Source organism: Thalassospira alkalitolerans, from assembly GCF_002115745.1.
Classification (GTDB): Bacteria; Pseudomonadota; Alphaproteobacteria; order Rhodospirillales; family Thalassospiraceae; genus Thalassospira; species Thalassospira alkalitolerans.
On sequence record NZ_JFKB01000008.1, the window covers coordinates 225,024 to 250,167 of the forward strand.

The following is a 25,144-nucleotide window of genomic DNA, read 5'->3' on the forward strand; positions in this document are numbered from 1 at the left end:
GATCCTGATGGCCCCTTCCCATCAAAGGTAGCATGCCATGGATACCCGCGAACTTTTGGCTCTGATTGCTGTTGCCGATGAAAAATCCTTTCATGGCGCAGCAGCACAGCTTGGCCTGACCCAACCGGCTGTTACCCGCCGTATTCAGCGCCTAGAAGAACGCGTCGGCACACAGCTTTTTGACCGATCCCTTAAGCCGTTGCAACCGACATCCGCCGGGCACCGCGCCCTTGCCGAGGCCCGCGATCTTTTGCGCCGCCTTGATGGTTTTACCGAAAATATCACGGGCAACACCGCACCAACCGGCCCGTTTCGCCTTGGCGTCAGCCACGGGGCGGCCCCCTTGCTGGCGGCAAAGGAATTGCGTGAACTCCACGGTCTTTTCCCCGACATATCCCTGACAATCAAAAGTGGCTGGTCAAGCGAACTTCTGCCGCTGCTGCGTCGGGGTGAAATCGATGCGATGCTATCCCTTGATGGCCCGCAGGGCACGGTGGGCGGCCTTGATGCCCGCGATTTACCGGCCAGCCTGCGCCCGGAAAAACTTCTTGATGATCATATTGTTGCCATTGGTCCGCGATCGTCACACAACGACCCGCGCGATATTGTGACACTGGCCGACAACCCGATGATCCTGATGCCCGAAGGCTGCACCTTTCGCGCGCTTGGCAATGCTTGGGCACGCCAGAACGGCGTCCAGTTCAAATCCGTGCTTGAAGTATCCGCCCTTGAACTTCAGATCGAAATGGTCGCTGCCGGGGCTGGTTACGGCATTATGGCGCGGCGTTTCTGTCTGCACAGTCCGGCGGCGGATCGTATTCGTATCCTTGATATTCCGGGCATGAACTGGGGCATGTCGATCACCCTGATCCGGCGGAAAAACAACACCGACCTTGATGATATCATCAATACGGTTGGCCAGATTGTTATTGCGGCCGGGGCGGTTTCGAACCCGACGGAACATAGCAAACATAAAGATGCGCAAAAGTTATCAGCATAATAAGCCGAATGAATTGGACGCATCCTATTCTCATGTCCAGAATTGGGACAATTATTGACATTCGCCCCGGAGTAATTTGATGAGCCCCACCCTCCGCGCCACCAAGTGGTTTCCCTGGCTGGTTCTTATTTCCGGCTGTCTGGTATTGTCGGTCAATCTGGGCATCCGCCCGTCGCTTAGCCTGTTTATTCCCGATATGCTAACCGCAACCGGTTGGAGCGCCTCGACCTTTGGTCTGGCCTTTGCCATTCAAAACCTGATGTGGGGCGTTGCTGCCCCGATTGCCGGGGCGCTTGCTGATCGGTATGGCACCACCCGCACCCTGATTGGCGGCGCCGCATTTTATGCGCTGGGTCTTTACCTGATGGGTACCTCGACCTCGCCGCTTGAACTGAACCTGACGTCTGGCTTCCTGATTGGTATCGGAATTGGTGCCACCAGTTTCCCGGTTGTTCTGGCCGCCATCAGCCGCGTTTTCCCGGCAAATAAGCGCAGCTTTACCCTTGGCCTGGCATCGGCTGGCGGCTCGGTCGGGCAATTTGTCATGGCCCCGACAACACAGGCACTAAATGACAGCCTTGGTTATGTCAGTGCATTGGCGATCCTTGCCATCATGTCGATGATCATCGTGCCGTTTGCCTTTGCCATGACCGGCAAGGCCAAGCCCCACGGACCCACTTCCGGCGGGGCCGATATGGGGCCAACTGGCCTGATTGCAGCCTTTCACGAAGCGCGCCAACATCGCGGATTTTTGCTGCTGAATGCCGGTTTCTTTGTCTGCGGTTTCCAACTTGCCTTCATCGCAACCCACCTGCCGACCTTTACCCAACTTTGCGGCCTGCCCGGCTCTGTCGCAGCACAGGGGTTGGCGCTTGTCGGTTTGTTTAACATTGTCGGCACGATTGCGGCGGGTTGGGCCGGGGGAAAATGGCGCAAAAAATGGAGCCTGTCATTTATCTATGCCATGCGCGCACTGGTCATTTTGATCTTTATGATGGCACCGAAAACCGCCGAAACCATCTGGTTGTTTTCTGCTGTGATGGGGGCGCTTTGGCTCTCCACTGTGCCACTGACCAGCGGGATTATCGTACAGGTATTTGGCCCACGCTATATGGCGACCCTGTTTGGCATCGTCATGCTATCCCATCAGATCGGTGCGTTTTTCGGCGCATGGATGGGCGGGGTTGTCTTTGACCTGACCGGCAGTTTCGACGGCGTCTGGATCACCTCAATCGTCCTTGGCATTTTTGCCGCCCTGGTCCATCTGCCGATTGATGACAAAGCCCTTCGGGTCGAAGCAACCGCCTAAACCCTGAATTCAAATCAAATCAAATCAAACCAAGCCCTGACACCGTCACATCGTGTCAGGGCTTTTTTATATCTGATCGGCAAAATAAACCCACGTTCAGAGGGGCAAATCGCAAGGTCATCCGTTTCCAAGCCTGCGATCTTTTGCCAAAATGCCTGTCATCCCTGTTTTCGCTTAAGAAACACGAGGCCCCCGTGACCAAAACCAAATTGCCCGCCCGCCCCGAACAACTTTCCCATTATCCAGATACCTCGCCCCGTTCACTGGCCAAGGAATTGACCGCTCTTGATCCGCATTGCACCAAATTCATTGCACTTGCGCCGTTTTGCGTTCTTGCCAGTGCCGATACGGATGCCTGCCCGGATCTAAGCCCGCGGGGCGGGGCGCCGGGATTTGCCACTGTGATTGATGCCAATACAATCCTTTTGCCGGACCGGCCGGGGAACAACCGGCTTGATAATCTGGGCAATCTTGCACGCAATCCCAAAATCGCCCTGATTTTTATGATCCCGGGGGTGAATGAAACCCTGCGCATCAAGGGCCGCGTCAGCCTTGTTACCGACCCCGCCGAACTCGCCCGCTTTGCCGAACAGGGCACCGCCCCGCGCAGCATGTTGCGCATCACGATTGACCGGGTTTTCCTGCATTGCGCCAAGGCATTAATGCGATCAAAACTTTGGCAACCCGATGCGATTGTTGATCGATCGGTTCTGCCGACGATGGGCAAAATGATCAAGGATCAGACCAACGCCCCCGAACCGGCTGAAACGCAGGACGCCATGGAAAAACGCTATCGCGATGCGCTTTGAAACGGTTTGTTCTGTTACCGAGTACAGATGACATCCTGCCAAGGTGCTTTGACAAGCCAAAGTACCTAACCATAAGTAGAGATCTTCCAAAATAACCCACCCAAAAGGGAGGTATTAACCCATTAAAATCAATCGCTGGTTGATATAGCGTTTATGCCAGAGTAAATTTTTCTTTGCGTTATCCCGATATTTTCAGGAGGCAAGAAGATGAAACTCACACGCAGAAATTTTCTCGGTGCAGTCGGCGCCGGCACGGCCGCGGCGGCGATGCCATTTGATCTTTGGCTTGAAAAACAAGCCCATGCCCAAGGCGTTATGACCCGCTACAGCACGGCCTCCGCCGAAGGCAAGGAGATGCTCAAAATCTATGCCATCGCCGTCAAAATCATGAAAGGAAGATGGGCGGGTCATCCGCATTCATGGACGTTTCAGTGGTACACACACTGGGTCAACGGCAACACAAACAAAACCGCCGCACTCAACGCCGTTTATGGCAACAGACCCCCAATCGAGCGCAGCCTTGCCGAAGAAATGTGGGATACCTGTCAGGGCCATGGCCCCAACCCGGTTAAATATTTTCTGGCTTGGCACCGGATGTTTGTTTTCTACTTTGAACAGATCATTCGCACGACAACCGGGATAAATCACTTTACCCTGCCCTACTGGCCCTATGACGAAACAGACAAACGCGTCATCCCGACTGAATTTCGAAACGGATCATCATCGGCTTACGGATCGCTGTATGTTGGCAACCGTAATTCCGGCATCAATGAGGGGCAATCTATCGAACGATACGGTGCCCTTGATTTCAAATGCATGACAGAAAAATCCTTCCTTGAACCAGGGGGAGGTTTCAATGGAAAGCTTAATCAAAACCCGCATGGGCAAGTCCATGTTGATGTTGGAACCTCGACCAATATGGGGCAAATCCCCTATGCGGCGAATGATCCCGTCTTCTGGACGCATCACTGTCAGGTGGACCGTCTGTGGCAAAGCTGGAATGCGGCCGGGGGCAAGAACCCGGATGACGACAACTTCAAAAATCAAAAATTCATCTTCGACGATGGAAACGGCATGCGGGTTGTGGCTAAAATCAGCGACTTCCTGAACATTTCAACTCTGAATTACAAATATGACACGCTGATGGATATCCCCCCAATCGAAAGCCCGATGCTTGTCGCGTCATCTGAAAAAGCGCCTGCTTTCGTCGCCGGTGCGATGAAGGCAGCCGAAAAACATGGCCCGGCAACCAACATGCTTGCCGCCGAAATCCCCGGTGCGATTACACTTGGCGCCGCACCGGTACGCATTCCGGTCAATCCCAACGCCGAAATGGTCGCCCCTATGGAGATGCTGTCCAAAGCAGCACCTGCGTCGCAAAATATCTATCTGATCCTGAAAGATGTTTACACCGCAGACAGCCCCGGGGTTGCCTATGGCGTGTATCTTAACCTGCCCGAAGGCGCCGCCCCCGATCCTTCCGGGGAATACTATATCGGCAGCATCAACTTCTTTAACGCAACCTCCATGCCCGGCATGAAAGCAATGTTCATGACGGACTCATTCACCTTCAACATCACAGACAAGGTGAAAGACCTCGACACGAAACAACAGCTCTCGGACGGCATTAATGTCACGCTGTCGCCGTTCAATACACCCGATGCCAAAAGCAGCCCTAAAATCGGTCGTATCGAAATCATTGTGGAATAGGCCTTTCCATACGGAACGGGATTGCCGTCCCGTTCCGTATCTGCTCTTTCCCGGTCGTGCGACTTGCGCTAAAACGCGTTCATGGACAAACCGATTTACATCACCCCCAAGGGTCTTGCGACGCTGCGCGCCGAACTTGACCGTCTTTGGAAAAAGGAACGGCCCGAAATCGTTGCTGTTGTGCATTGGGCGGCGGGCAATGGCGATCGGTCGGAAAATGGCGATTACATTTATGGCAAAAAGCGCCTGCGCGAAATTGATCGCCGGGTGCGGTATTTGCGCAAACGGATCGAAGATGCGGTGGTCGTCGATCCCAAAGATCAGCCCGATCACAAACACGTTTTCTTTGGCGCCACGGTTACATACATCAATGCCCGCGACGAAGAAGTCACCATCCGCATCGTTGGCGAAGATGAAGCCGAAAGCCTGAAGGGTAAAATAAGCTGGGTTTCGCCCGTCGCCCGCGCCCTGATGAAATCAGGTGTTGGCGATGTGGTGACGCTGCGCACCCCGGCGGGCAAGGACGAGCTTGAAGTCCTGTCGGTCAGCTACGCCACCGACTAGGCGCTTAGGCCCGCTTTCCCGTTATCGCAATTTCATAGCCATCCGGGTCACGGACGAAAAACTGATGCGTGCCGTCATCAAGGTCGGTCACCGGCTCGGGTTTGAACCCGCCATCCTGCAAGGCATCAAACACCCCCTGCACATCATTGCATTCCAAATACCAAACCAGCCCGGCAAAGGATGGCCGCATCCGGCGTTCTTCGTGTGAAACACCGCCGTTGGCCGCCAGCATCAGGCGGATTTTGTTTCCATTGCCATTGCTTTCGCCTTCGCTTTCGCCGTCACTTGCTTCAAGCATCACCCAGATCGGCTGATCATCAAAATCAGAAATCGTTCGCGCCACCACCACAAAGCCCAGCACCTGATAAAAACCGATACTGCGGTTGATCTCGGCAACATTCAAAAGTGGTGTGGCGGCGGTAACAGGCATCAGAAATCCCGTAAATACACGATCGGAAAGATAAAGCGCCATCGCGGGTGCAACGCATGATCAATGATAAATCGGCCGGCATCCCAACGATTAAAAGTCCCAAACAGATTACGCTGCAATGCCATCAGGCCGAAACAGTTTTAGCCATATAAACCAAGGATCACCCCCATGACAAAGCCATCAGGATGCACCGTCAAATGGTATTAAAGTTGTAGCACTGCAACATTTTCTATCGAGAGGGCTTGCACAATCAGGGAAATCCCGCCCATGATTGTGCTGCGTAAACAAAGTCGGACTTTATGCAAAGAGCATCTGCAAAACAAATGTTGCTGACGATTTTTAAAGGCATCAAAAATGCGACCGGGTTTTAAAAATGAGTGATTCCACATTTCCAATCGGTATGAAACTTCGCCATGCGCGCAAGATCAAAGGCATGCGACTTTGCGATCTGGCGGATCAGGTTGAATGCTCCGAAGGCTTTCTGTCGAAACTGGAAAATGACAAGGTCAAACCGTCGCTGCAACTGTTGCATCGTATCGTTGCCGTGCTGGAAACATCGATCAGCACCCTGTTTAGCAAAACCGATGACAGCATCGTGTCGCGCGCAGGCACACGCCAGATTTTGCACACCAGCAACATTCGCCCCGGCGAAGGCGTCAGTCTGGAAACCCTGATATCCCCCTCAAAGGGCCATCTGCTTTTCGGGACAATCCATATTGTCAGTGCCGGGGGCGGCAGTTCCGGCACAATCATCCATGAAGGCGAGGAACTCGGCTATGTGCTTGAGGGCGAACTGGATCTGGATGTTGATGGCACCGAATATCACCTGATGCCCGGGGATTCGTTCTTTTTCCCATCCCGCCTGCCCCATGGCTATCGCAACCCGACAGACAAAGAGACCCGCGTCTTGTGGGTAAATACCCCGCCGACTTTCTAAAAATACTCAATTTAGGAAATTAACTTTCTTATTGGTCAAGTTACTTGACCAAGGGAAAAGCTTTGGTCAGTATGCCCCTGCTGGCTAAGTCGGAAATTCCATCGAGTACAAGATGGCCGGGCCCCAAAGGCCCAGGATCCGGGAAGAAACATAAAAAAAGCATCGATATGGCTGGCGAAAACCCCGGAATCCCTTTGGTGGTTCCGTGTGAATTGTTTTCAACAAAGCCAACAGGGGGCTTAACTTAATGGGAATTCTACGTAAATCGACTGTGTCGGTCATTGCCTTGGCAATGGCGGTCTCGATCGGGGCCGGTGTCGCCAATGCCAAGGACAAGGTCAAAGTCGCCTTTATCGGCCCGCTGACCGGTGGTGTTTCCGCCGTTGGTGTCGGTGGCCGCAATTCAGCAGAACTTGCGGTTCAGCTGCGCAATGCCGATCCAAGCGCCAAATACGAATACGAACTTGTCACCCAGGATTCCGAATGCAAACCAAATGTCGGTGTGCAGGCCGCGACCAAAGTCGCCTCGGATAAATCGATCATTGGCCTTGTCGGGCATTATTGTTCGGCTGTGGCGATGGGTGCGGTTGATATCTATCACAAGTTTAACCTGCCGATGTCTGTCTGGGGCGCTGTGTTGCCCGACGTCACCTATGGCAATGATTACAAAGAAATCCATCGTGTAAACGGCACGATGATCAATCAGAACGATGTTGCGGCCAAATTCATGACCGATCAGGGCTATAAAACCTGGGTCGTCCTTTATGACACCACCGATTACGGCAAAGGTCACAACAAGTACTTTACCGAATACCTTGCCAAAAACGGCGGCGAAATCCTTGCCGATTTCGGTGTTTCGTCAGATCAGCAGGATTTCACAGCCGAGCTGACCAAAGCCAAACAGCTTAACCCGGATGTGATCTTTTTCGGTGGCTTGACCCCGCTTGGCGTTCGCATTCGTGCGCAGATGGAAAAGCTTGGCATCACCGCCCAGTTCCAGGGCGCATCGGGCATCAAATCTGATTCCTTCATTGACGGTGTTGGCGAACTTTCCGAAGGCGTCGTCAGCTTCCTTGAAGGGGCCCCGGTCGATAAATTGCCGGGCGGCCAGTATTTCATTGAAAAATACAAAGCAGCCGGTTTTGCTGAATCCGAAGAAGCCTATGGCCCATTTGCATTCGCCGCAATGAACCTGATCCTTGATGGCATCGAAGAAGTCGGTCCGAACCGTAAGAAATTGACCAAATATCTTGGTAAAATTCAGGATCATGATTCCATCGTTGGTAAAATTTCCTTTGATGATCACGGTCAAAATACGGTTGCCGCGATCACCAAATATGTCGTTCAGGACGGCAAATGGGTTGTCTGGGAAGACAGCGAATACGCCACCGGTGCGCGTAAGCTGGCAGGCAAATAATTCACACGAACGCATATTTCCCTGCCTGGCATGTCCGGGCAGGGAAATCAGTTTCGTTTCAAACATTTTAATTAAATAAATTAAAGAGGTAGGTTGGCCATGGATGTGGGCCTTCTCGGTCAGTTTGTTGTTAACGGCATGATGCTGGGCATGATGTATGCACTGGTTGCTGTTGGCTTCACCCTGTTTTTCGGTGTGCTTGATGTCATCAAGTTTTCGCATGGCGATGTCTTGATGGTGGGCACCTTCGCCGGCTTTTCGACCTATCTCGGATTGACCGCGATCGGGATCGACAACGCCTTTGTTCAACTGGTCGGCGTTCTGGTCGTCTCGATTGCCTCGATGGCACTTTTGGGCGCCATCATCGCGCGCTATCTGGTGTTGCCGTTAAAATCGGCACCGCCGCTTAATACCTTGCTCGTGACCCTTATGCTCGGCACGGTTCTGCGTGAATCCATTCGCCTGTTTTACCCTGATGGGTCCAATCCAAAACATTTCCCGTCGCTTCTGCCAACCGATGCATGGTCCTTTGGATCATTCACCCTGCGTGCTGATAGCGTGATCCTTTTGATCGGCGGTCTTTTGGTGATTATCGGCGTCAATGTCCTGATTAATCGCACCCGTCTGGGCTTGGCGATCCGGGCCGTTGCACAGGATGAAGAAACGGCAAAATGCATGGGCATCAATTTCAAGATGATTGTCTTGCTGACCTTTGCCCTGGGATCGGGGGTTGCCGCCTTTGCCGGGGTCATGAACGGCCTTTATTACAACGAAATCAATTTCGGCATGGGTTTGTTACTCGGTGTCATCGGGTTTAGTGCCGCCATCGTTGGCGGGCTTGGCAATATTTACGGTGCCATTCTGGGCGGCTTCCTGTTTGCCGGTTTGCAAACACTCGGCGCTGTCGCCCTGCCCTTTGCCAGTGCGTACAAAGACGTCTTTGCCTTCGCCGTTATCATTGCGCTGATTGCCTGGCGCCCCACCGGGCTGATCGCCGAAAAAACGAGCGAAAGGGTCTGATCACCATGACACAATCACTCAAAGACAAGCTGGTCATCCTGCTGCTTGCCGCACTGGGAACGGCCTTTATGGTGACGTTTATCGCCATCGAAGAACAGACCGAAATCTTTGCCCTGCTTCTTGTCGCTGCGGCTCTCATTGTTGCGGCGGCAAAATTTGGCGTCATCAAAGCCATTTCCCAATGCCTGTCGCGCAATGAAAAACTGATGAACGGCGCAGTTATCGCCGCCGTGCTTGTGGTGGTTTTCTGGTTCCGCGAAGATCATTTTCCGTTGCTTATGATCGCAACGGTGATGATGTATGTCATCGCCTGTTTCGGCCTTAACATGCAGTTCGGTTATACCGGTGTGGTCAATTTCGCCGGGGCCGCATTTTTCGGCATCGGTTGCTATACCGCCGCCGTTCTGGGCGATACATCCGTCCCATTGTTGATGGTCATTGCATTGGGCGGCATTGCTGCGGCAATCATCGGGTCCATCCTGATCATCCCGGTCCTGCGCACACGCGGCCATTATGCGGCGGTTGTCACAATCGCCTTTGGCCTGTTGTTTCGCACCTTTTTGGAAGTCAACGATACGCTGGGCGGCCCACAGGGATTGCGCGTTCCGGGGATGAATCTTTTCGGTTGGGATTTCAACAGCAACATCGAAATCAGCGAAAATATCGAACTGTCATTCTATATGAATTACGTGATCCTCGCCCTGATCATGGTCATTTTGGCCTTTGTTCTGATGCGCCGGATCGAACGATCATGGATTGGTTTGAATTTTGATGCGGTGCGTCTTGATGAAACGGCTGCGGCCTGTTTTGGCATCGATATCAAACGCTGGAAAATCACGGCGTTCACGCTTGGCAACTTCCTTGCCGGAACGGCGGGCGCCCTTTACGCGATGATGCTTGGCTTTATCGCGCCATCAAATTTCGCGTTTTCTGACTCCCTTATTCTGGTGTCCATCGTCTTGCTGGGCGGAATGGGAAGCCTGTGGGGCACAATCCTTGCCGCCGGGCTTGTGGTTTTGCTGCCTGAAAAACTGCAAGCCATTCAGGAATACCGGTTCCTGATCTATGCAATTGTGATGATTTTGATCCTGCTTTTCCGTCCGCAGGGCATCCTTCCGCGTGGTTTGCGCGCATATATCCCGGGTTGGAGGGGCTGATATGGAACAGCAACAAGAAACCGTATTGGCCTTTCGCGGACTGACCCGACGGTTCGGCGGTGTGGTCGCGTTAAATCAATTCAACATGGAACTGACCAACCGGCAGATCGTCGGGCTGATCGGGCCAAATGGATCGGGCAAGACAACCTCGTTTAATGTTCTGACCGGCATTTATGCCGCCAATGGCGGCAGCATCGAATTTCTCGGACAGGATATTACCAGTTGGCCCGCCCAGAAAGTTTATGAAGCCGGTGTTGCGCGCACATTCCAGCGATCACGCCTGTGTCTTGAACTGTCGATTTTCGACAACATCATGATTGGCAATCACAAGCGCCTGAACCACGGCATTATGTTCAATGTGTTTCAGCGCAAAGCCCTGCAAAAACAGATCACAGAAAATCACGAAGAAGCCCGCAAGCTTTTGCAGATTTTCAATCCGGCCCTGGCCGACAAAATGTTCGAACCCGTTGGTACCCTGCGCATGATTGATCGCAGGCGCATCGAAATCTGCCGCGCCCTGATCAGCCACCCCCGCCTGCTGTTACTCGACGAACCCTCGGCGGGCATGACCCACGAAGAAACCCGCGAACTGATGGAAGATATCCTTGAAGTCCGCGAAATGATTGACGGATTGTCGATCATTTTGGTCGAACACGAAATGGGCATGATCGAACGCGTCACAGACAAATGCATTGTCTTGAACTTCGGTCAGAAAATCTGCGAAGGCGCCTATCGCGACGTTGCCTCGGACAAACTTGTCCAGGAAGCCTATCTCGGAGGGGAATGATCATGGCAACAGCAAGTGCACTTGAAGTCAAAAACATCTATGCGGCCTATGATTCAGCCGATGTCCTCGAAGGCGTTTCCCTGTCGGTTCCGGCCGGGAAAATTACCTGCCTTCTGGGGTCGAACGGGGCGGGGAAATCAACCATCATCCGCGCCATTCTGGGTCTGACACCGCCGCGATCAGGCGACATTCTGGTCGATGATCAAAGTCTGGTGGGTCTGCCAACCCACAAGGTCATCGCCGCTGGCGTTGCCTGCATCCCCGAAGGCCGCAAAGTTTTTCCCAAAATGACCGTGGTCGATAACCTGCGCCTTGGCGGTTATCAGGAAAACTCGGAAACCGTTCTGCGCGATCGGATGGATCAGGTTTTTGATATTTTCCCCCGCCTGAAAGAACGCCGCAACCAATTGGCCGGCACCATGTCGGGCGGTGAACAGGCCATGGTATCCATCGGGCGCGGTTTGATGGCCGCCCCCAAAGTCCTGCTGATCGACGAACCGTCGCTTGGCCTGTCCCCGCTTTTCGTCAAGGAAAACTTCAACATCATCCAGCGGATCAATAATCAGGGCATCACTGTATTCCTTGTCGAACAGAATGTGCATCAAACATTGGCCATCGCCCATTATGGCTATGTCCTGTCACAGGGACGGGTTGTTGCCCAAGGCACCGCACAGGAACTGTCCGAAAACAAAGAAGTCCACGAGGCTTATTTCGGTTAAGGCCGAAACAATCAAAAAAAACAGGGGATACACCGTGCCCAATGCGAAAATTGATGCCGTCGAACTGACGCGTCAACTGGTCCGCTTCGAAACCGTCAACCCGGTCAATCCGGAACAAGGTTGTGTTGAATATGTCGGTCGCCTTTTGGCTAAAAACGGCTTTGACATTTCCTATCATGACTTTGCGCCGGGCCGGACCAACTTGATCGCACGGATTGGCGGATCGGATGATCGCCCGCCGTTATGTTTTACCGGTCATCTTGATACGGTCCCGCTGGGTCAAAAAGAATGGTCAATGCCGCCCTTCGCCGCCGAAATCTCGGATGGTAAAATCTATGGCCGTGGCACAAGTGACATGAAATCGGGTGTTGCGGCCTTTGTCTGTGCCGTGATTGATATCGCCGCCGAACTGGCCGATGGCCCCGGTGTCGTTCTGGTCATCACCGCTGGCGAGGAAACCGGGTGCGAAGGTGCGGCCTATCTTGCCGGGCTCGACGGTGTTCTGGGCAAGGCCGGTGCCATTATTGTTGCCGAACCAACGTCAAATTACCCCTATGTTGGCCACAAAGGTGCCCTGTGGATCAAGGCCCTGACCGAGGGCGTGACCGCCCATGGCTCAATGCCCGAACTTGGCGTTAATGCCATTTACAAGGCATCGCGTGCGATCACCAAACTCGAAGATTTCGATTTCAACATCGCCCGTCATCCGGTCATGGGGCCGCCGACCTTGAATGTCGGCACGGTGGATGGTGGCATAAACGTCAATTCGGTTCCCAACCGCGCCGAAATCGGGATCGATATCCGCACCATCCCCGGTCAGGATAATGACGCCATCCTTGAACATTTATCGTCCTATCTGGGCGATGATGTCACGCTTGCCCCGGTGGTCAATCTTGAAGGCGTCTGGACATCACCCGATGATCCCTGGATGCAGTCGGTCTTCACCTTGATGGAAACCATCCTTGAACAACCGATTGAAAACAAAACAGCGGCCTATTTCACAGATGCCTCAATCCTGACCCGCGCCTTTGATTTTGTCCCCACCGTGGTTTTGGGTCCGGGCGAGGCCGCAATGGCCCATCAGACCGATGAATTTTGCCATGTGTCCCGGATCGAACAAGCCGTCGATATCTATCGTCAACTGGCCGCACAATGGAACAAACTATGACCGCAAATCCAAACACCCTGTCCTTGCTGGATGCCGCGCGGGCGATTTCTGACGGTACCTTGTCATCTGAAACCCTTCTGCAATCCTGTCTGGATCGCATTTCAGACCGCGAAGACAGTGTCGGCGCGTGGATGCAGATCGACCGGGATGGTGCCACGTCTTTGGCAAAGCACCCGGTCCCCGGCCCGCTTTCGGGCATCCCGATCGGGATCAAGGATTTGATCGACACCGTCGATATGCCAACCGGATATGGATCCCCAATCTATACAGGCCACCGCCCGGCACAGGATGCCGCCTGTGTTTCCATCATCCGCAATGCCGGTGGCATTGTTCTGGGCAAAACCGTCTCAACCGAATTTGCCTATTTCCAGCCGGGTAAAACCGCCAATCCACATGATTTAAACCGCACACCGGGCGGATCATCCAGCGGATCGGCCGCCGCCGTTGCCGATTGCCATGTCCCGGCGGCACTGGGCACCCAGACCGCCGGATCAATTATCCGACCGGCCTCTTTTTGCGGTGTTGTCGGTTACAAACCCAGCTACGGCTATCTGCCTTTAACCGGTATCCGCCCGCTCGCCCCGTCGATGGATCACCTTGGCGTCTTGACCCGCACGGTTAAGGATGCAGGTTTTCTGGCATCCCTTCTGGGCCGTCGGCCGGAACTCGACATTCGGTCATCGTCAAATGACTGGGTGCCTAAAATCGGTTTCTGCCAAACGCCGCAATGGGATCATGCCGATACCACAACCCAATCGCTTTTGACCAATGCGGTTGAAAAACTTGGCAAATCGGGCGCAAATATCCGCGATATCAACCTGTCCGCATCCTTTGCCGCCTTGGCCGATGCCCATGGCCTTGCCATGGATTACGAAGTCAGCTTTACCGGGCTTTTCGATGTCACAAACCATCCCGATCAGGTCAGCGCCAAGTTCCGCGAACGGTTTGACGCCGGGCAACAGGTATCATCGCGCGATTATGATGATGCCCTTGGTCAGGCACAACGCAGCCGGGCCGAACTTCGAAATGCGATGAACACCTGTGATGTTCTGATTTGCCCCAGCGCCCCGGGCGAGGCCCCCTTGGGCCTGAATGCCACCGGCGATCCGGTTTTCAACCGCATCTGGACCTTTGCCGGTGTCCCCTGCATCAATGTGCCGGGCCTTACCGGCCCCAACAATATGCCCGTCGGCGTGCAAGTTATCGGCCGGTTTGGCGATGATGCCCGCGTCTTGCAAGCCGCCGCATGGATACAGGATCATCTTGTCTAAGCTCTCTGCCTCACCCCGCAACATGCTCAAGACCGACCGTTAAATCTGCGACGTTTACATCTTGCTTTTAACGCGCCGGGTCGGTGTCGCCTGTTGCGGGTCGTCGGGCCAATAATGTTTGGGATAACGGCCCTTCATCTCGGCTTTGACCTGCGCATAGGACCCGTTCCAGAACCCGACCAGATCGGCGGTCACCTGAAGCGGCCTTTGCGCTGGGGATAACAAATGCAACGTTACCGCCACCTTGCCCCCGGCGATTTTGGGGGTTTCGGTTGCGCCAAACATTTCCTGTAACCGCACCGGCAATCCGGGGGGATCGGCACTGTAATCAATGCGGATATGTGATCCGGTTGGCACCGTCCAATGGGTCGGGGCCAAACGATCCAGATCCTGACGTTGGTTCCAATCAATCCCCGAAACCAGCGCCTCGGCCAGATTGATCTGTTTTAACTGCGCCCGTTTGTTGATCCCGCCCAAATACGGCGCCAGCCAATCTTCAAGCGACGCCAACAGCGCATCATCGCTCATATCCGGCCAGTTTTGCGGATCAACCCGGTGCAAAAACGCAATCCGTTCGCGCAAACCCTCTGCCGCCTTATCCCATGGCAGACAATGCAGGCCCAGACGCCGAATGCCTTCGATCATCGCATTGGCAATCGCGTCGGGTTCAGCTTCGTCGCGGGTGGCTTTTTCATCCAAAACCAGCGCCCCGATCCGCCGTTGCCAGCGGGCCTGAACGGCACTGCTTTGCGTATCCCAGAAAACTTCCGTGCCCTCGGAAATTTGATCGTTAAAATAGGTTTCAAGCGTCACACGTGACAGGGGAGCGGCAAGGTAAATCCGCGCTTCACGTGCCTGCCCGTCAAGCTCGGCCACCGCGATATAAGGCTCGTTCGCCATGCCATCATCATTGGCCAACACCCCGCCACGCCCGCCCGACAAGCGATAGCGCGCATCCGCCCCCTTGCGCCGCTCGCCAATCCGGTCGGGATAAGCGAATGCCAGCAACAACCCGACCTGATCGGCATGATCAACCGCATTGCTTCCGGCGTCGGCACTTCTGCCGCTCCTGTCGGGGTCAGCGGTCAGACCATGGGCACGACGACCGCCGCTGTCATCATCAATTACGCCGTTACCGTTACCCTTGCCACCTGCCACAAGACCACGGCCAATGCTGCCGCCGCCCTCGCCATTTTGGCCGTTGCTGGTGGCGTTGCCGTTACGACCAGCCCCGACACCAAGACTGCCGCTGCTTTCGACGCTGCCGCCACCACCGGCGCCAGCGCCAGCACCAGCACCAGACCCAACTCCAGCCCCCGTCTTGCCCGCATTTGCCATGGCATCTTTCTGTGCTGCCTCACGCAGGCGGCGCGCCAGCTGCTTTGCCGCTTCGCCAATCATTTTCGGTGCTTTGCGGGCCAAAATCGCCTCGACCCGAAGGCGCAAATCCGCCCCGCGTCCGCGCATGAAATCCCGGTCTGATAACAATGCCGCCAGCGCACAGGCAATTTCACCCAAGCCAAGCCGCGCCCCGCGCAACATCATATGTGCCAACCGCGGATGCACCGGCAATCCGGCCATGGCGGTGCCCATCGGGGTGATGCGATTGGCATCATCGATGGCTTCCAACCGCCGAAGCACATCACGCGCCTGATCGACCTTGGCCCCGTCGGGCTGATCAAGCCAAGGCAGGCTGGCGGGATCAGTGACACCCCAGCGCGCAAGTTCAAGGGTTAGCGGCGCCAGATCGGCCTCGCTTATTTCTGCTGCGGTAAAGGCCGGGCGGGCGCGGTGTTCGGCCTCGGCCCACAGGCGATAACACACCCCCGGCTCCAACCGTCCGGCACGGCCCCGGCGCTGTTCGGCACTGGCCTGCGATGATTTCACCGTCACCAGCCGCGACATCCCTGATGCCGGATCAAACCTTGGCAATCGTTGCAGCCCGCAATCCACCACCACCCGAATCCCATCAATGGTGAGTGACGTTTCGGCAATCGCGGTTGCCAGCACCACCTTGCGTTTGCCCTCCGGGGCGGGCTGGATCGCCAAATCCTGTGCGCGGGCTTCCATCGCGCCATACAGCGGGGCAATCATCACCGATGGATCAAGCCCGTCTTTCAATGCCGCCTCAACCCGGGTGATTTCGCCCTGTCCGGGCAAAAACGCCAAGATAGACCCGCTTTCCTCGCGCAGGGCCATGCGGATGGCCGCCGTCATTTCACGATCAACCCATGCATTGGGTCGCATCGGGATATATTTCGTCTCAACCGGATAAGCCCGACCTTCGCTGCTGATCAGCGGGCAGTTGCCCATAAGGGCGGCGATGGGATCGCCATCAAGGGTTGCTGACATCACCACAATGCGCAACTCATCGCGAAGGGCGCCTTGCGTTTCCAGTGCCAGCGCCAACCCCAAATCGGCATCAAGCGACCGTTCATGAAATTCATCAAAAATCACACAGGCAATGCCCGATAATTCCGGATCATCCTGGATCATCCGGACCAGAATGCCTTCGGTCACGACCTCGATTTTGGTTTTGGCGGAAACCTTGCTATCGAACCGCACGCGATACCCGACCGTCTCGCCAACGCCTTCGCCCAGCAATTGCGCCATCCGCCGTGCGGCCGCCCGTGCCGCCAGCCGCCGGGGCTCCAACATCACAATCTTCTGCCCGCCCCGCCACACAGCATCTAACAACGCCAACGGCACCTTCGTCGTCTTGCCCGCCCCCGGCGGGGCCTGCAACACGGCATGGGTCCCGCTTTCCAGCACGGCACAAAGCTCGGGCAGAACGGCATCAATCGGCAGGGCGGGAAAGGCTTGGGGCATAAACGGCTTTCTGATGTGTAGCTTTGCGGATTGGTATTCTGACCCGGTTATTTCGCATAATGCGTAAATCGGCAAGATTACTTGGCGCTCGCCCCTATTTCCACCCGTCGGGCGTTGAGGATTATCCCCCGATCCCCGCCAATCCGTTGCAGCGTTTTCAAGCCCCGCGTCAGGCCATAAAGCGCTTCCATATCACCACTGGCGCGCATCTTTTGCGCTTCGATCCGGGTCACATGAAACAATTCGCGAAACGCGCCTTCGGAAAGGACGCGCAAGGCATCCTCCTTTGCCGGGCGCGCCGGATCGGGATGGGCAAAAACAAGCGGCGCGGTCGGGTCAAAGACATCTGTGGCATCTATCATCGCAGTCTTTTCTATCACAATCGACAGCGCCCAGACCATCCACGCCTGCGTCCAGCGCATATAAACCCGCCGATCCGGGCCAAAACGCCCTAACCCGGCATAAAAAACACCGCGGTTCGCATCAAAAAGCGTTTCGATGGCCCAATCGGCAATCCGGTTGGCCTCTGCCGCCTCGCCAAACCGGCACAGGCTGGCGATGGATTGCGCCACCGCATGACAATCGACAAAACCATCGCGCCCGGCGAAACTGCGCGGATTGCCATCACCGTCAAAACATTTTGCGCGATAAAATCCGTATCCCCGGCCAATCGCCTTCTCCAACCCCGCCATCCCGCCATCCCCGGCCCGGCGAAACCGATCCAAAAGGTCAAGGACATACCCGGTGTGAAATCCGTCGATAAACCGATGATGCGACCGCGTCCCATAGGCCCATGACCCATCCGGGTTTTGCGCGGCCAACACCCGGTTCACCGCCGACCCGATCATCGGGTTCGCCGGATCAATCCGATGTAACGCCCATGCGGCCCACAAACTAACATTATGAACCTCCGCATCACTGTGATCGAGATAGGCAAAAAAGCCGTCCCGCCACAGCCTGCTTAAAAACACCGCCGCCCGCCCCATCACCGGGTCATCGTCGGCCATGCCCGCCGCCATCAGGGCATCGACGACAAAGCTTGTAACAATCGCGTTGCTTTGGCCGCGTGTGGCGTAAAAGGCCCGTGCTTGCCAGGCAAACGGATATCCCCAACCGCCATCATCGTTTTGCAGGGCAACCAGCTCGGCCCGAAAATCACAAAGCCCAACGCCCCCTGCCGCCCCCTGCAACAACGCCAATGTTTTGCCATTGCGCAAAGGCGGGATCATTGCCAAAGAACGAAGCCAACCCGGCCCGCGTTTGATCGCTTGCAACCACGCCAACCGCGCCGTGCGAAACCCCATCAGGCCGCTTTTGCGAAAAAGCCTGCTTTCCAGCCCGTCAAACGGATCGGCCCCGGCGAAATCAGCCTTGGCCATTTCGGCCAAAACCCGGTCGCGCACTGCCATCAAATGCGCGTTATTCGCCATGCGTCACCTCGTGCATCGCAATCCCGGCGGCCATACCGCAACACAACAAATAATGCCCATAGGAAAGCGTATTATCGGTCACCATCGTCACCGCGACCGACCCCAGAATACAAACCGCCAACCGTGCCTGCCGCAACCGCCAGATCAGCATCCCCCATGCCAAAACCCACAACACCGCCCCGATCAATCCGGTTTCAAACAAAATGCGAAAATGGTCGTTATGCAATGCGCCAAATGCCGCCGCCGACGGAAGGTTTTGCAAAACCGTCTCGACACTGCCCGCCCCAAATCCCAGCCATTTCTGGCTGTCCGATCCCGCCTGCCAATCGGCCCAGAACATCTGCCAAAATGCCAATCGCCCGCTGCCATGGGTCATCAAAATCCGCGGCAACCAGTTCACCACGAAAAAACCCGCCACAATGATAATTGGCAGCCCCAGCAACCATGTCCATGCCCGCGATAAATTGATCCGTCCAACCACCACCATCAAAAGGGCGAACACGGCAATCCGTGTCTGACTAAGCATCACCGCAACCGCACTGATCAAGCCAATCACACCAAAAACACGGCCCGCCAAACCCGCCACACAGCACAACCCAAAAAGCCCGAGAAACAAAAATGGATGATTAAGCCGCCATCCGTCATGGGTCAGTTGAAACACACTGGCCAGCGGCAAATAAATCACCAATGCCGGTATCATCACCCGCAAGCAATCGCGCCCGATCAACGCCCCGCAGATCAGGCCAAGCGGCAAGATCAGCAAATTGCCAATCAGCCGCAGTTTTGCATCCAGCCCGCCCGCCCCGATTGCCACAACACCGATTAACCCGCACAGAATGAAAAGTGCCGCCCAATCCCCACCGTTTAATCGGGCCTGCATCAGATGCGGCACAATCATCAGCCCCCAAAACCCAAGCAACACCAGCTTCGCCGCCATCCCGCCAAGCCCGATCAGCCAAAGCGAGGCCAGCATGACAAAAACCCCCAACACCATGAACAGCATGGAAATTCCCCCCGGCACAGATACCGGGCGTTTCATGTTCTGATAGGCAGGTTTGAGGTCCAATTCACGCATCGGTAATCTTATCCGAATTCACAATGGTCATGCTGATCACGCCACGCGACAGCGTCATAAAACTCCGCTATCGTGATGGCATTGGAATCACAGCTTTTTTCGGGATGGCAATGCTTGGGTTGGCGCAATTTTGCCTGACATCCCAGATCGTTCTGGCGCCGCTTTTGTTGGGCGGGGCCCGGCCATGGGCAATGGCAATTTTGACACTCCTGACCGGGGTCGGATTGGTTGCCATAACGGTAAAAATCCGCACCAACGGCACCATCAAACTGCCCCCCGCAATCAAACAAATTGCCCTTGCCGGATTTCTGATATCGATCTGGCTGGCCCTGCAAGCCGCCCCGATCTGGCCGATCCAGCCCGCCCCGTTTGAAGCCCGGCAAATTGCGCTTTATCCAACGGCCTTTTGCGGCGTGATTGGCGATCTTATCTGGCTGATCGGCACCTATATTCTTGCCGCCCTGATTGCGCAAAATCGCGGCCCGGCATTTCCCCGGCTGATTATCGTGGCGGTGATCATCTCGGGATGCTTTCAAATTCTTCTGGCTGGCACTGCCGATATCCTTGCGCTTGAAACCACCTTTTGGTTTGCCAAGCAAAGCCATCTCGGCGATTGGACCGGAAGCTTTGCCAATCGCAATGCCTTTGGCGGCTTGATGGGCGTCTCGGTGTTGGGCTGTCTGTATGTGTTTTGTGCCAAACCGGCCGCATCGCCCGGACAACGGATCGATACCAGCGGTGGCTGGCTGGCCTTGGCCCTGATCTTTACCGCCGCCCTGACGCAAAGCCATTCCCGAAGTGCGCTTTTTGCACTGGCCATTACGGTTCCCGGATTTGCCATGCTGTATCGGCCAGACCGCCTGCGCATCGGTCATTGGCGATGGGGTTATCCGGTAATCCTTATCCTTGCCGCACTGATCACCTTGATCACCATTACGATGGCCAACCCCGAAATTGCCCGTCGCTTTGCCCAATTGACCCGCCCGGATTTGATCCAGCGTGATGATGCATGGGCAACCGCGATTATCGCCATTTCCCATCGGCCTTTTGCCGGTTTTGGACCGGGCAGCATTGCCGTGGTGCTTGATCATTTTGCCACCAATAACCTCAACCGAAATGCGCAATGGTTCAGCAGCCATAATCTGTGGCTCGACATCGCCATCACACTGGGCATTCCGGCCACATTGTCTTTGATCGGATTTGGTTTATATCGATGGGTTAAGGCGCTTCGTGCCTCGCAAAACGGGCTTGATCGCGCCTTGCTTGTCACCCTTGCCGTGCAATTTGCCATCATGGCAACATTTGGCTGGGTTGCGGGACTTCCGGCGCTGGTTTTACCGCTTTTGTGTCTGTTGGCCGGTCTTGAAGCAGCACCGCCATTACAACCTGACGCAGGGCATCAATATCGGGCCGCCCCGCGCCAATCCGGGCCGCAAGATCAAGATCACGCGATATAACCGCCAGATCAGGTTCCCCCTCAGCCACCATTGCCATCGCCAACGCCCGAAATGACAATAAAACCGGATCAAACGGCGCGGTGGCAAGCGGATCGTCTGTGGCTTGCAACAATTTCTGCCCATCATGGTCATGATAAGCCACCATCACCCTTTGCCACTGCGCGGCATGGGAAAATCCATCCCCATCGCGCAAGGCCGCATGCAGGTCATCAATCCTGCCAAGGGCAAAAACCTCGCCACCCAACCGGAAAAACCCCACCAACAGCACGGCCAATCCAAAAGCCAAAACCGTCAAATACCCAAACTTAAAATGCCCGATCATCAAACAGCCCCCATCACGGGTGCATCGGCATGCCCATAGGCCGGTTTAAGTTTTGCCGCCGTCAGGACAACCCCGTCGGCATGTAATCGCGCCGATTGCAAATGACCAATCGCATCATTCACATCCCGGTTTTTGCTATAACCGCGCCGGACCAGCATCAATCTTGTATCGGCCATTCCCATCAACAGCACCGCATCCGCAACCGACAGGATCGGCGGACTATCAACCACGATCCGGTCATATTCCGCCCGCAACCCTGTCAAAACATCGGCCAAACCGGTTTCAATCAACCCGGTCGCCATATGGCCCGGCACCGATGCCCGCGCACCAAGATAATCAAACCCCATGCCATCAACATTTTGGCGAACAGCACTTTTCGCACTGCTATCCCCGGCCAAAAGTGCCGTAAAATCCCCGTTCACATCAAATTTCCCCATCCGTGTGGGATGGCGCAAATCACCATCAAGCAACAAGGTGCGAAACCCGGATGCGGCAAAACTGATCGCAAGATCACGGGCCAGTCTGCTTTTGCCCTCGCCGGTCACAGCGGACCCGATGCAGGTCACATGTGCCTTGCCCGGAAAAGCCCCGGTTTTGGCCAGAATATTGATCAAAACGCCAAGATGACCAACCGCTTCTTCCATCGCCACCGGGGCCTTTTCACTGCCTGAAACCTGCGGGGTCCGGGCAAAAACCGGCAGGCCAAAACGATGTTCGATATCGTCATCATCACCAATCGCCTGATCAAAATGATGGCGTAAAAATCCAGCCAGAACCGCCGCAAACAGTGCCATCAACAAGGCCGCCATCCAGAAATCACGCCGGGTTGGAAACTCGGCCATTTCCGGAAGATTTGCCGATTGCATCACCATTGTATCGCTTTGAAAGGCGGCCAGACTGGCGCGAAATTCCTGTTCCTGACGGCCGAGCATATCGGCCTCGTTTCGGGCGACATCAACCGCCCGCACCAAAACCGCCTGCCCCAAGGCCCGGTCATGACGATCCGACAATCTTGCCTGCCAAGCGTCACGCTGGGCGGTAATCACATCATGTTGTTTTTGGGCCTGTCGCAAATCCAGATCAATCTGACGCGCGGCAAGCGCCACGGCCTCGGCCAGATGGGTTTTAACTGTTGCAAGTTCGCCGGTCTTGGCAATCATCGCCGGGTGTTTTGGCCCGTAACGCTGATCCATCGCAACGTAACTGCGCCGCACATCATCATATTGCGCGGCAAGTTTGCGGACCATTTCGTGATTGGCGACTGGCGGCAAAGCCAAAAGTTCCTCGACCGATCTTGCCTGTGCCCGTCCTTCGGCCAGCAATTTTGCCCGTTCAAGATCACGCCGCGCAGTTTCAAGTTCCGCGTTCAAGGCGTAAATCCGATCCAGCATCAAACGGTTTTCATCGGCCTCGACAAATCCCGCCTTCTGTTGCCAATCGGCAAGGGCGGTTTCCGCCGTTTCAAGCCGCGCATTCGCCGCAATCAGTTGATCACGGGTTTCAAATAACTGGGCGCGAAGTCCCTGTTTACGGTCGGTTTCGCGTTGCCACAAATAACTGTCAATCACCGCATTGACGATCTGCTGACTGCGAAAAGGATCGCGATCAACCGCACTGATTTCAATAACCGATGCATTGCCAATCCGCGCAACGTCAAGTCGGGATCGCAAAATGCCAAGTTCGCGTTGTTCGGTTTCGCTGGTTTGCGGCCAGTCCTGATACCCCAAAGCACTGGCATTGGCCGCCAATAACGATATCCAGCTTGTTTGACGTTCCGGACCGGGTAAAAACGCCACCCCTTCGCCGCGCAACACCGCCAAGGCCGCGGTTAAAACATCGCTGCCGCGAATGGCCGCCATCCGGGTTTCAAGCCGCTCGGCCGCCCCCTGCCCATCGCTTGCCGTGATCGGCACCTCACTAACAAAACCAATCCGTGCCAATGCGCGATAAGACTGCCCCCAACGTGGAATAATCGCCGCGGCCAGCATCATCACCGACACAAATACCAACATCACAACCCCGCGCCGCTGCCAAAGCAACGGCACCAGATCAAGCAATGTCAAATCGCCCATACTTTGGGACCGGCCTTGCCGCCGATCATGATATCGGCGGCGGTGCTGATGTTGCGCACGATGTTCGTATTGATCCATCATCGCGGGCTCACCGATGGTTGTTCAAACTCGAAATCCAAATCAACATCCACCTTTGGCCCCCAAACCGGGGCCTCTTGCGGTGCATCAAGGCTAGCCGGGTTTTGCGCAAAATTCCGGGCAAAACGAACATACAGATCGCGCGGCACCGATGGATTGCCCGATGTGGTTTGCAAATCTGCCTGCGCATTATTGCCCGACACATCCGGATCAATGCGCCCTCCGGCATCAAATAACCCCCGCGCCCGTAACTGTCGTGACATCCCCGGGGCAAAGGATTGCAACAGACGCCCCGCTTGCGCCGGATCGGGATGCAATTCCACCAGGCGAAGGGCGGCCTTCATCACCACAAGTTCCAATAAAAAGCTCCCCGTTCCGCCCGGCGCGACCAATTGGGCAAGCGACAACAACCGATCCAGAACAAGAAACAAAAGCCGAAAATCATCGACGGCAATCACCCTGTCTTCTGGTGCCGTCTCGCGCCCCGTTGCATCCGCGGAAAACCCAACCAGCCGCGCCACCAAGGCATCAATGGTACTTTGCCCATCGGTCTTTGCCGGATCGCGCAAATCCTCGGCTAAAAAGCCCATCAGGGCCTTTGCCCTTTGATCGGCCATGTCACGATCCACCGCCGAAACAACCATCTGATTTTGCGCATCCACCCGGCCCGGCATCATCGAAAACACCATGACCAAAACCAGCAACATGCCAACCACACGCATAAACCGTCGCGATTGCCAGCGCAGAATTTCGGGCACAGCCAAACCGGCGAACGCCCAAAGCCCGCGTGCATAACGCGGGGCCATCACGCGCGGCGCGGCAAGGATACGCCAAGCAAATTCCATCCCGCATCGCTGCCAGATTTTCGGGGCGCGCGCGATATCACCGACCATCACATCAAATGCGCCCCCCACCGCCATGACAAACCTGCATCCGGTTTGTTGGCCATAATCACGCACAAACACATCCTTGCGCGGACTGGGCAGGGCAACAAAAACCGCATCCGCGCCACTTGCCCGCACACTATCGGCAAGCCTTGCATCATCGGGATCATATCCATGATGGGCACCGGCAATCACCAAACCGGGGTAATCAACCACCAATCGGTCTTTCAAACGGTCAATAACATCGTCCCGCGCACCAAGCAGGAAAACCGAATGCCGGGTTTGGCTAAAACGGGTCAAAAGGCAATCCATCAAATCGATCCCGGTCACCCGTTCCGATACGGCAACCCCCATAAGCCGGGCCGTCCAAACCACGCCCATGCCATCGGCCGATACGCAATCAACCGCGCATAACGCATCGCGCAATTTCGGATTGCGTCGGGCAAGGACAAGCTTGACGGCATTTAACGACAGATGATGAAAACACCCCCCGCCCTCGATCCGCTTGCAAATGTCGTTAGCCAGTTGATCCTGCCGACGCAGATCAAGCGGCAAACCGAAAAAATCCCGTTGGTCGGTGGTCATCCCCGTCCCCACCTTTGTCTGGCCCACCCTTGTTGGGCCTCGCCAATGCCTGCCCCCGCGATGGCGGCCAATCATTGCGATCCGGCGGCCATCTGACAAAGCATTGAAATCCAA

At 55.4% G+C, this 25,144-nt stretch carries 20 protein-coding genes; 14 read left to right on the top strand and 6 right to left on the bottom strand.

The window, feature by feature from the left end; genetic code table 11:
- Positions 1-37 precede the first annotated feature (37 nt).
- From TALK_RS13310 to greB, 5 genes are all read left to right on the top strand, one after another.
- Entirely contained in the window at positions 38-1,000 is a 963-nt protein-coding gene (locus tag TALK_RS13310; RefSeq protein ID WP_085619612.1) for a LysR family transcriptional regulator, read from the top strand.
- 79 nt (positions 1,001-1,079) lie between these two features.
- Positions 1,080-2,309 (top strand): MFS transporter, encoded by a 1,230-nt coding sequence (locus tag TALK_RS13315; RefSeq protein ID WP_085619613.1) that lies wholly within the window; start codon positions 1,080-1,082, stop codon positions 2,307-2,309.
- 194 nt (positions 2,310-2,503) lie between these two features.
- Positions 2,504-3,118: a pyridoxamine 5'-phosphate oxidase family protein gene (locus TALK_RS13320; protein ID WP_245829894.1), complete on the top strand. Its 615-nt coding sequence runs from the start codon at positions 2,504-2,506 to the stop codon at positions 3,116-3,118.
- Positions 3,119-3,325: 207 nt separating this feature from the next.
- Positions 3,326-4,828 carry a tyrosinase family protein gene (locus TALK_RS13325; RefSeq protein ID WP_085619614.1) on the top strand — a complete coding sequence of 501 codons (1,503 nt, stop codon included), beginning with the start codon at positions 3,326-3,328 and terminating at the stop codon, positions 4,826-4,828.
- 81 nt (positions 4,829-4,909) lie between these two features.
- Entirely contained in the window at positions 4,910-5,392 is a 483-nt protein-coding gene (greB, locus tag TALK_RS13330) for a transcription elongation factor GreB (protein WP_085619615.1), read from the top strand.
- 4 nt (positions 5,393-5,396) lie between these two features.
- On the opposite strand, the gene TALK_RS13335 is transcribed toward greB, so the two are convergent.
- On the bottom strand, positions 5,397-5,822 hold the full coding sequence (locus TALK_RS13335) for a VOC family protein (RefSeq protein ID WP_169715031.1): 426 nt from the start codon (positions 5,820-5,822) through the stop codon (positions 5,397-5,399).
- 373 nt (positions 5,823-6,195) lie between these two features.
- On the opposite strand from TALK_RS13335, the gene TALK_RS13340 reads away from it, so the two are divergent.
- The 8 genes from TALK_RS13340 to TALK_RS13375 all read left to right on the top strand — a co-directional run bounded on the left by TALK_RS13340 (position 6,196) and on the right by TALK_RS13375 (position 14,298).
- A complete protein-coding gene (locus TALK_RS13340) occupies positions 6,196-6,759 on the top strand; it encodes a cupin domain-containing protein (RefSeq protein ID WP_211274820.1) in 564 nt (187 codons plus the stop codon).
- A gap of 247 nt (positions 6,760-7,006) precedes the next feature.
- Positions 7,007-8,176 carry a branched-chain amino acid ABC transporter substrate-binding protein gene (locus TALK_RS13345; RefSeq protein ID WP_085619617.1) on the top strand — a complete coding sequence of 390 codons (1,170 nt, stop codon included), beginning with the start codon at positions 7,007-7,009 and terminating at the stop codon, positions 8,174-8,176.
- A 99-nt stretch (positions 8,177-8,275) separates the two neighbouring features.
- Positions 8,276-9,196: a branched-chain amino acid ABC transporter permease gene (locus TALK_RS13350; protein ID WP_085619618.1), complete on the top strand. Its 921-nt coding sequence runs from the start codon at positions 8,276-8,278 to the stop codon at positions 9,194-9,196.
- A gap of 5 nt (positions 9,197-9,201) precedes the next feature.
- Positions 9,202-10,353, top strand: coding sequence for a branched-chain amino acid ABC transporter permease (locus TALK_RS13355; RefSeq protein ID WP_085619619.1), 1,152 nt, complete (start codon positions 9,202-9,204; stop codon positions 10,351-10,353).
- A gap of 1 nt (position 10,354) precedes the next feature.
- Positions 10,355-11,140, top strand: a complete 786-nt coding sequence (locus TALK_RS13360) for an ABC transporter ATP-binding protein (protein WP_085619620.1) — start codon at positions 10,355-10,357, stop codon at positions 11,138-11,140.
- Between the two features lie 2 nt (positions 11,141-11,142).
- Complete coding sequence (locus tag TALK_RS13365) at positions 11,143-11,859, top strand: ABC transporter ATP-binding protein (RefSeq protein WP_085619662.1); 717 nt, start codon at positions 11,143-11,145, stop codon at positions 11,857-11,859.
- A 34-nt stretch (positions 11,860-11,893) separates the two neighbouring features.
- Positions 11,894-13,027, top strand: coding sequence for a M20 family metallopeptidase (locus TALK_RS13370; RefSeq protein WP_211274821.1), 1,134 nt, complete (start codon positions 11,894-11,896; stop codon positions 13,025-13,027).
- Positions 13,024-14,298, top strand: coding sequence for an amidase (locus TALK_RS13375; RefSeq protein ID WP_169715032.1), 1,275 nt, complete (start codon positions 13,024-13,026; stop codon positions 14,296-14,298). The genes TALK_RS13370 and TALK_RS13375 overlap by 4 nt, the downstream gene beginning before the upstream one ends.
- Positions 14,299-14,352: 54 nt before the next feature.
- Here TALK_RS13375 and hrpB read toward each other — a convergent pair whose 3' ends face one another.
- The 3 genes from hrpB to TALK_RS13395 all read right to left on the bottom strand — a co-directional run bounded on the left by hrpB (position 14,353) and on the right by TALK_RS13395 (position 19,632).
- A complete protein-coding gene (gene hrpB / locus TALK_RS22265; protein ID WP_245829896.1) occupies positions 14,353-17,127 on the bottom strand; it encodes an ATP-dependent helicase HrpB in 2,775 nt (924 codons plus the stop codon).
- A gap of 77 nt (positions 17,128-17,204) precedes the next feature.
- Positions 17,205-18,557, bottom strand: a complete 1,353-nt coding sequence (locus tag TALK_RS13390) for a prenyltransferase/squalene oxidase repeat-containing protein (protein ID WP_085619622.1) — start codon at positions 18,555-18,557, stop codon at positions 17,205-17,207.
- Entirely contained in the window at positions 18,547-19,632 is a 1,086-nt protein-coding gene (locus TALK_RS13395) for an O-antigen ligase family protein (RefSeq protein ID WP_085619623.1), read from the bottom strand. Before TALK_RS13395 ends, TALK_RS13390 begins: the two co-directional genes overlap by 11 nt.
- Before the next feature lie 23 nt (positions 19,633-19,655).
- Here TALK_RS13395 and TALK_RS13400 point away from each other — a divergent pair, with 23 nt between their 5' ends.
- Positions 19,656-21,089: an O-antigen ligase family protein gene (locus TALK_RS13400; RefSeq protein ID WP_085619624.1), complete on the top strand. Its 1,434-nt coding sequence runs from the start codon at positions 19,656-19,658 to the stop codon at positions 21,087-21,089.
- Between the two features lie 321 nt (positions 21,090-21,410).
- On the opposite strand, the gene TALK_RS13405 is transcribed toward TALK_RS13400, so the two are convergent.
- Both TALK_RS13405 and TALK_RS13410 read right to left on the bottom strand, forming a co-directional pair.
- Positions 21,411-23,564 (bottom strand): GumC family protein, encoded by a 2,154-nt coding sequence (locus TALK_RS13405; protein WP_085619625.1) that lies wholly within the window; start codon positions 23,562-23,564, stop codon positions 21,411-21,413.
- The gene (locus TALK_RS13410; protein ID WP_169715033.1) at positions 23,561-25,030 is read right to left on the bottom strand and encodes a WecB/TagA/CpsF family glycosyltransferase; all 1,470 of its coding nucleotides are present in this window, start codon (positions 25,028-25,030) and stop codon (positions 23,561-23,563) included. Before TALK_RS13410 ends, TALK_RS13405 begins: the two co-directional genes overlap by 4 nt.
- Positions 25,031-25,144 lie beyond the last annotated feature (114 nt).

Excerpts from the sequence above, each read along its gene's own strand:
- hrpB (WP_245829896.1), bottom strand. The coding sequence starts at position 17,127 with ATGCCCCAAGCCTTTCCCGCCCTGCCGATTGATGCCGTTCTGCCCGAG.
- greB (WP_085619615.1), top strand. The coding sequence starts at position 4,910 with ATGGACAAACCGATTTACATCACCCCCAAGGGTCTTGCGACGCTGCGC.
- TALK_RS13390 (WP_085619622.1), bottom strand. The coding sequence starts at position 18,557 with ATGGCGAATAACGCGCATTTGATGGCAGTGCGCGACCGGGTTTTGGCC.
- TALK_RS13355 (WP_085619619.1), top strand. The coding sequence starts at position 9,202 with ATGACACAATCACTCAAAGACAAGCTGGTCATCCTGCTGCTTGCCGCA.
- TALK_RS13400 (WP_085619624.1), top strand. The coding sequence starts at position 19,656 with ATGGTCATGCTGATCACGCCACGCGACAGCGTCATAAAACTCCGCTAT.
- TALK_RS13335 (WP_169715031.1), bottom strand. The coding sequence starts at position 5,822 with ATGCCTGTTACCGCCGCCACACCACTTTTGAATGTTGCCGAGATCAAC.
- TALK_RS13395 (WP_085619623.1), bottom strand. The coding sequence starts at position 19,632 with ATGCGTGAATTGGACCTCAAACCTGCCTATCAGAACATGAAACGCCCG.
- TALK_RS13310 (WP_085619612.1), top strand. The coding sequence starts at position 38 with ATGGATACCCGCGAACTTTTGGCTCTGATTGCTGTTGCCGATGAAAAA.
- TALK_RS13375 (WP_169715032.1), top strand. The coding sequence starts at position 13,024 with ATGACCGCAAATCCAAACACCCTGTCCTTGCTGGATGCCGCGCGGGCG.
- TALK_RS13405 (WP_085619625.1), bottom strand. The coding sequence starts at position 23,564 with ATGATGGATCAATACGAACATCGTGCGCAACATCAGCACCGCCGCCGA.
- TALK_RS13410 (WP_169715033.1), bottom strand. The coding sequence starts at position 25,030 with ATGACCACCGACCAACGGGATTTTTTCGGTTTGCCGCTTGATCTGCGT.
- TALK_RS13345 (WP_085619617.1), top strand. The coding sequence starts at position 7,007 with ATGGGAATTCTACGTAAATCGACTGTGTCGGTCATTGCCTTGGCAATG.
- TALK_RS13340 (WP_211274820.1), top strand. The coding sequence starts at position 6,196 with ATGAGTGATTCCACATTTCCAATCGGTATGAAACTTCGCCATGCGCGC.
- TALK_RS13315 (WP_085619613.1), top strand. The coding sequence starts at position 1,080 with ATGAGCCCCACCCTCCGCGCCACCAAGTGGTTTCCCTGGCTGGTTCTT.
- TALK_RS13365 (WP_085619662.1), top strand. The coding sequence starts at position 11,143 with ATGGCAACAGCAAGTGCACTTGAAGTCAAAAACATCTATGCGGCCTAT.
- TALK_RS13350 (WP_085619618.1), top strand. The coding sequence starts at position 8,276 with ATGGATGTGGGCCTTCTCGGTCAGTTTGTTGTTAACGGCATGATGCTG.
- TALK_RS13325 (WP_085619614.1), top strand. The coding sequence starts at position 3,326 with ATGAAACTCACACGCAGAAATTTTCTCGGTGCAGTCGGCGCCGGCACG.
- TALK_RS13360 (WP_085619620.1), top strand. The coding sequence starts at position 10,355 with ATGGAACAGCAACAAGAAACCGTATTGGCCTTTCGCGGACTGACCCGA.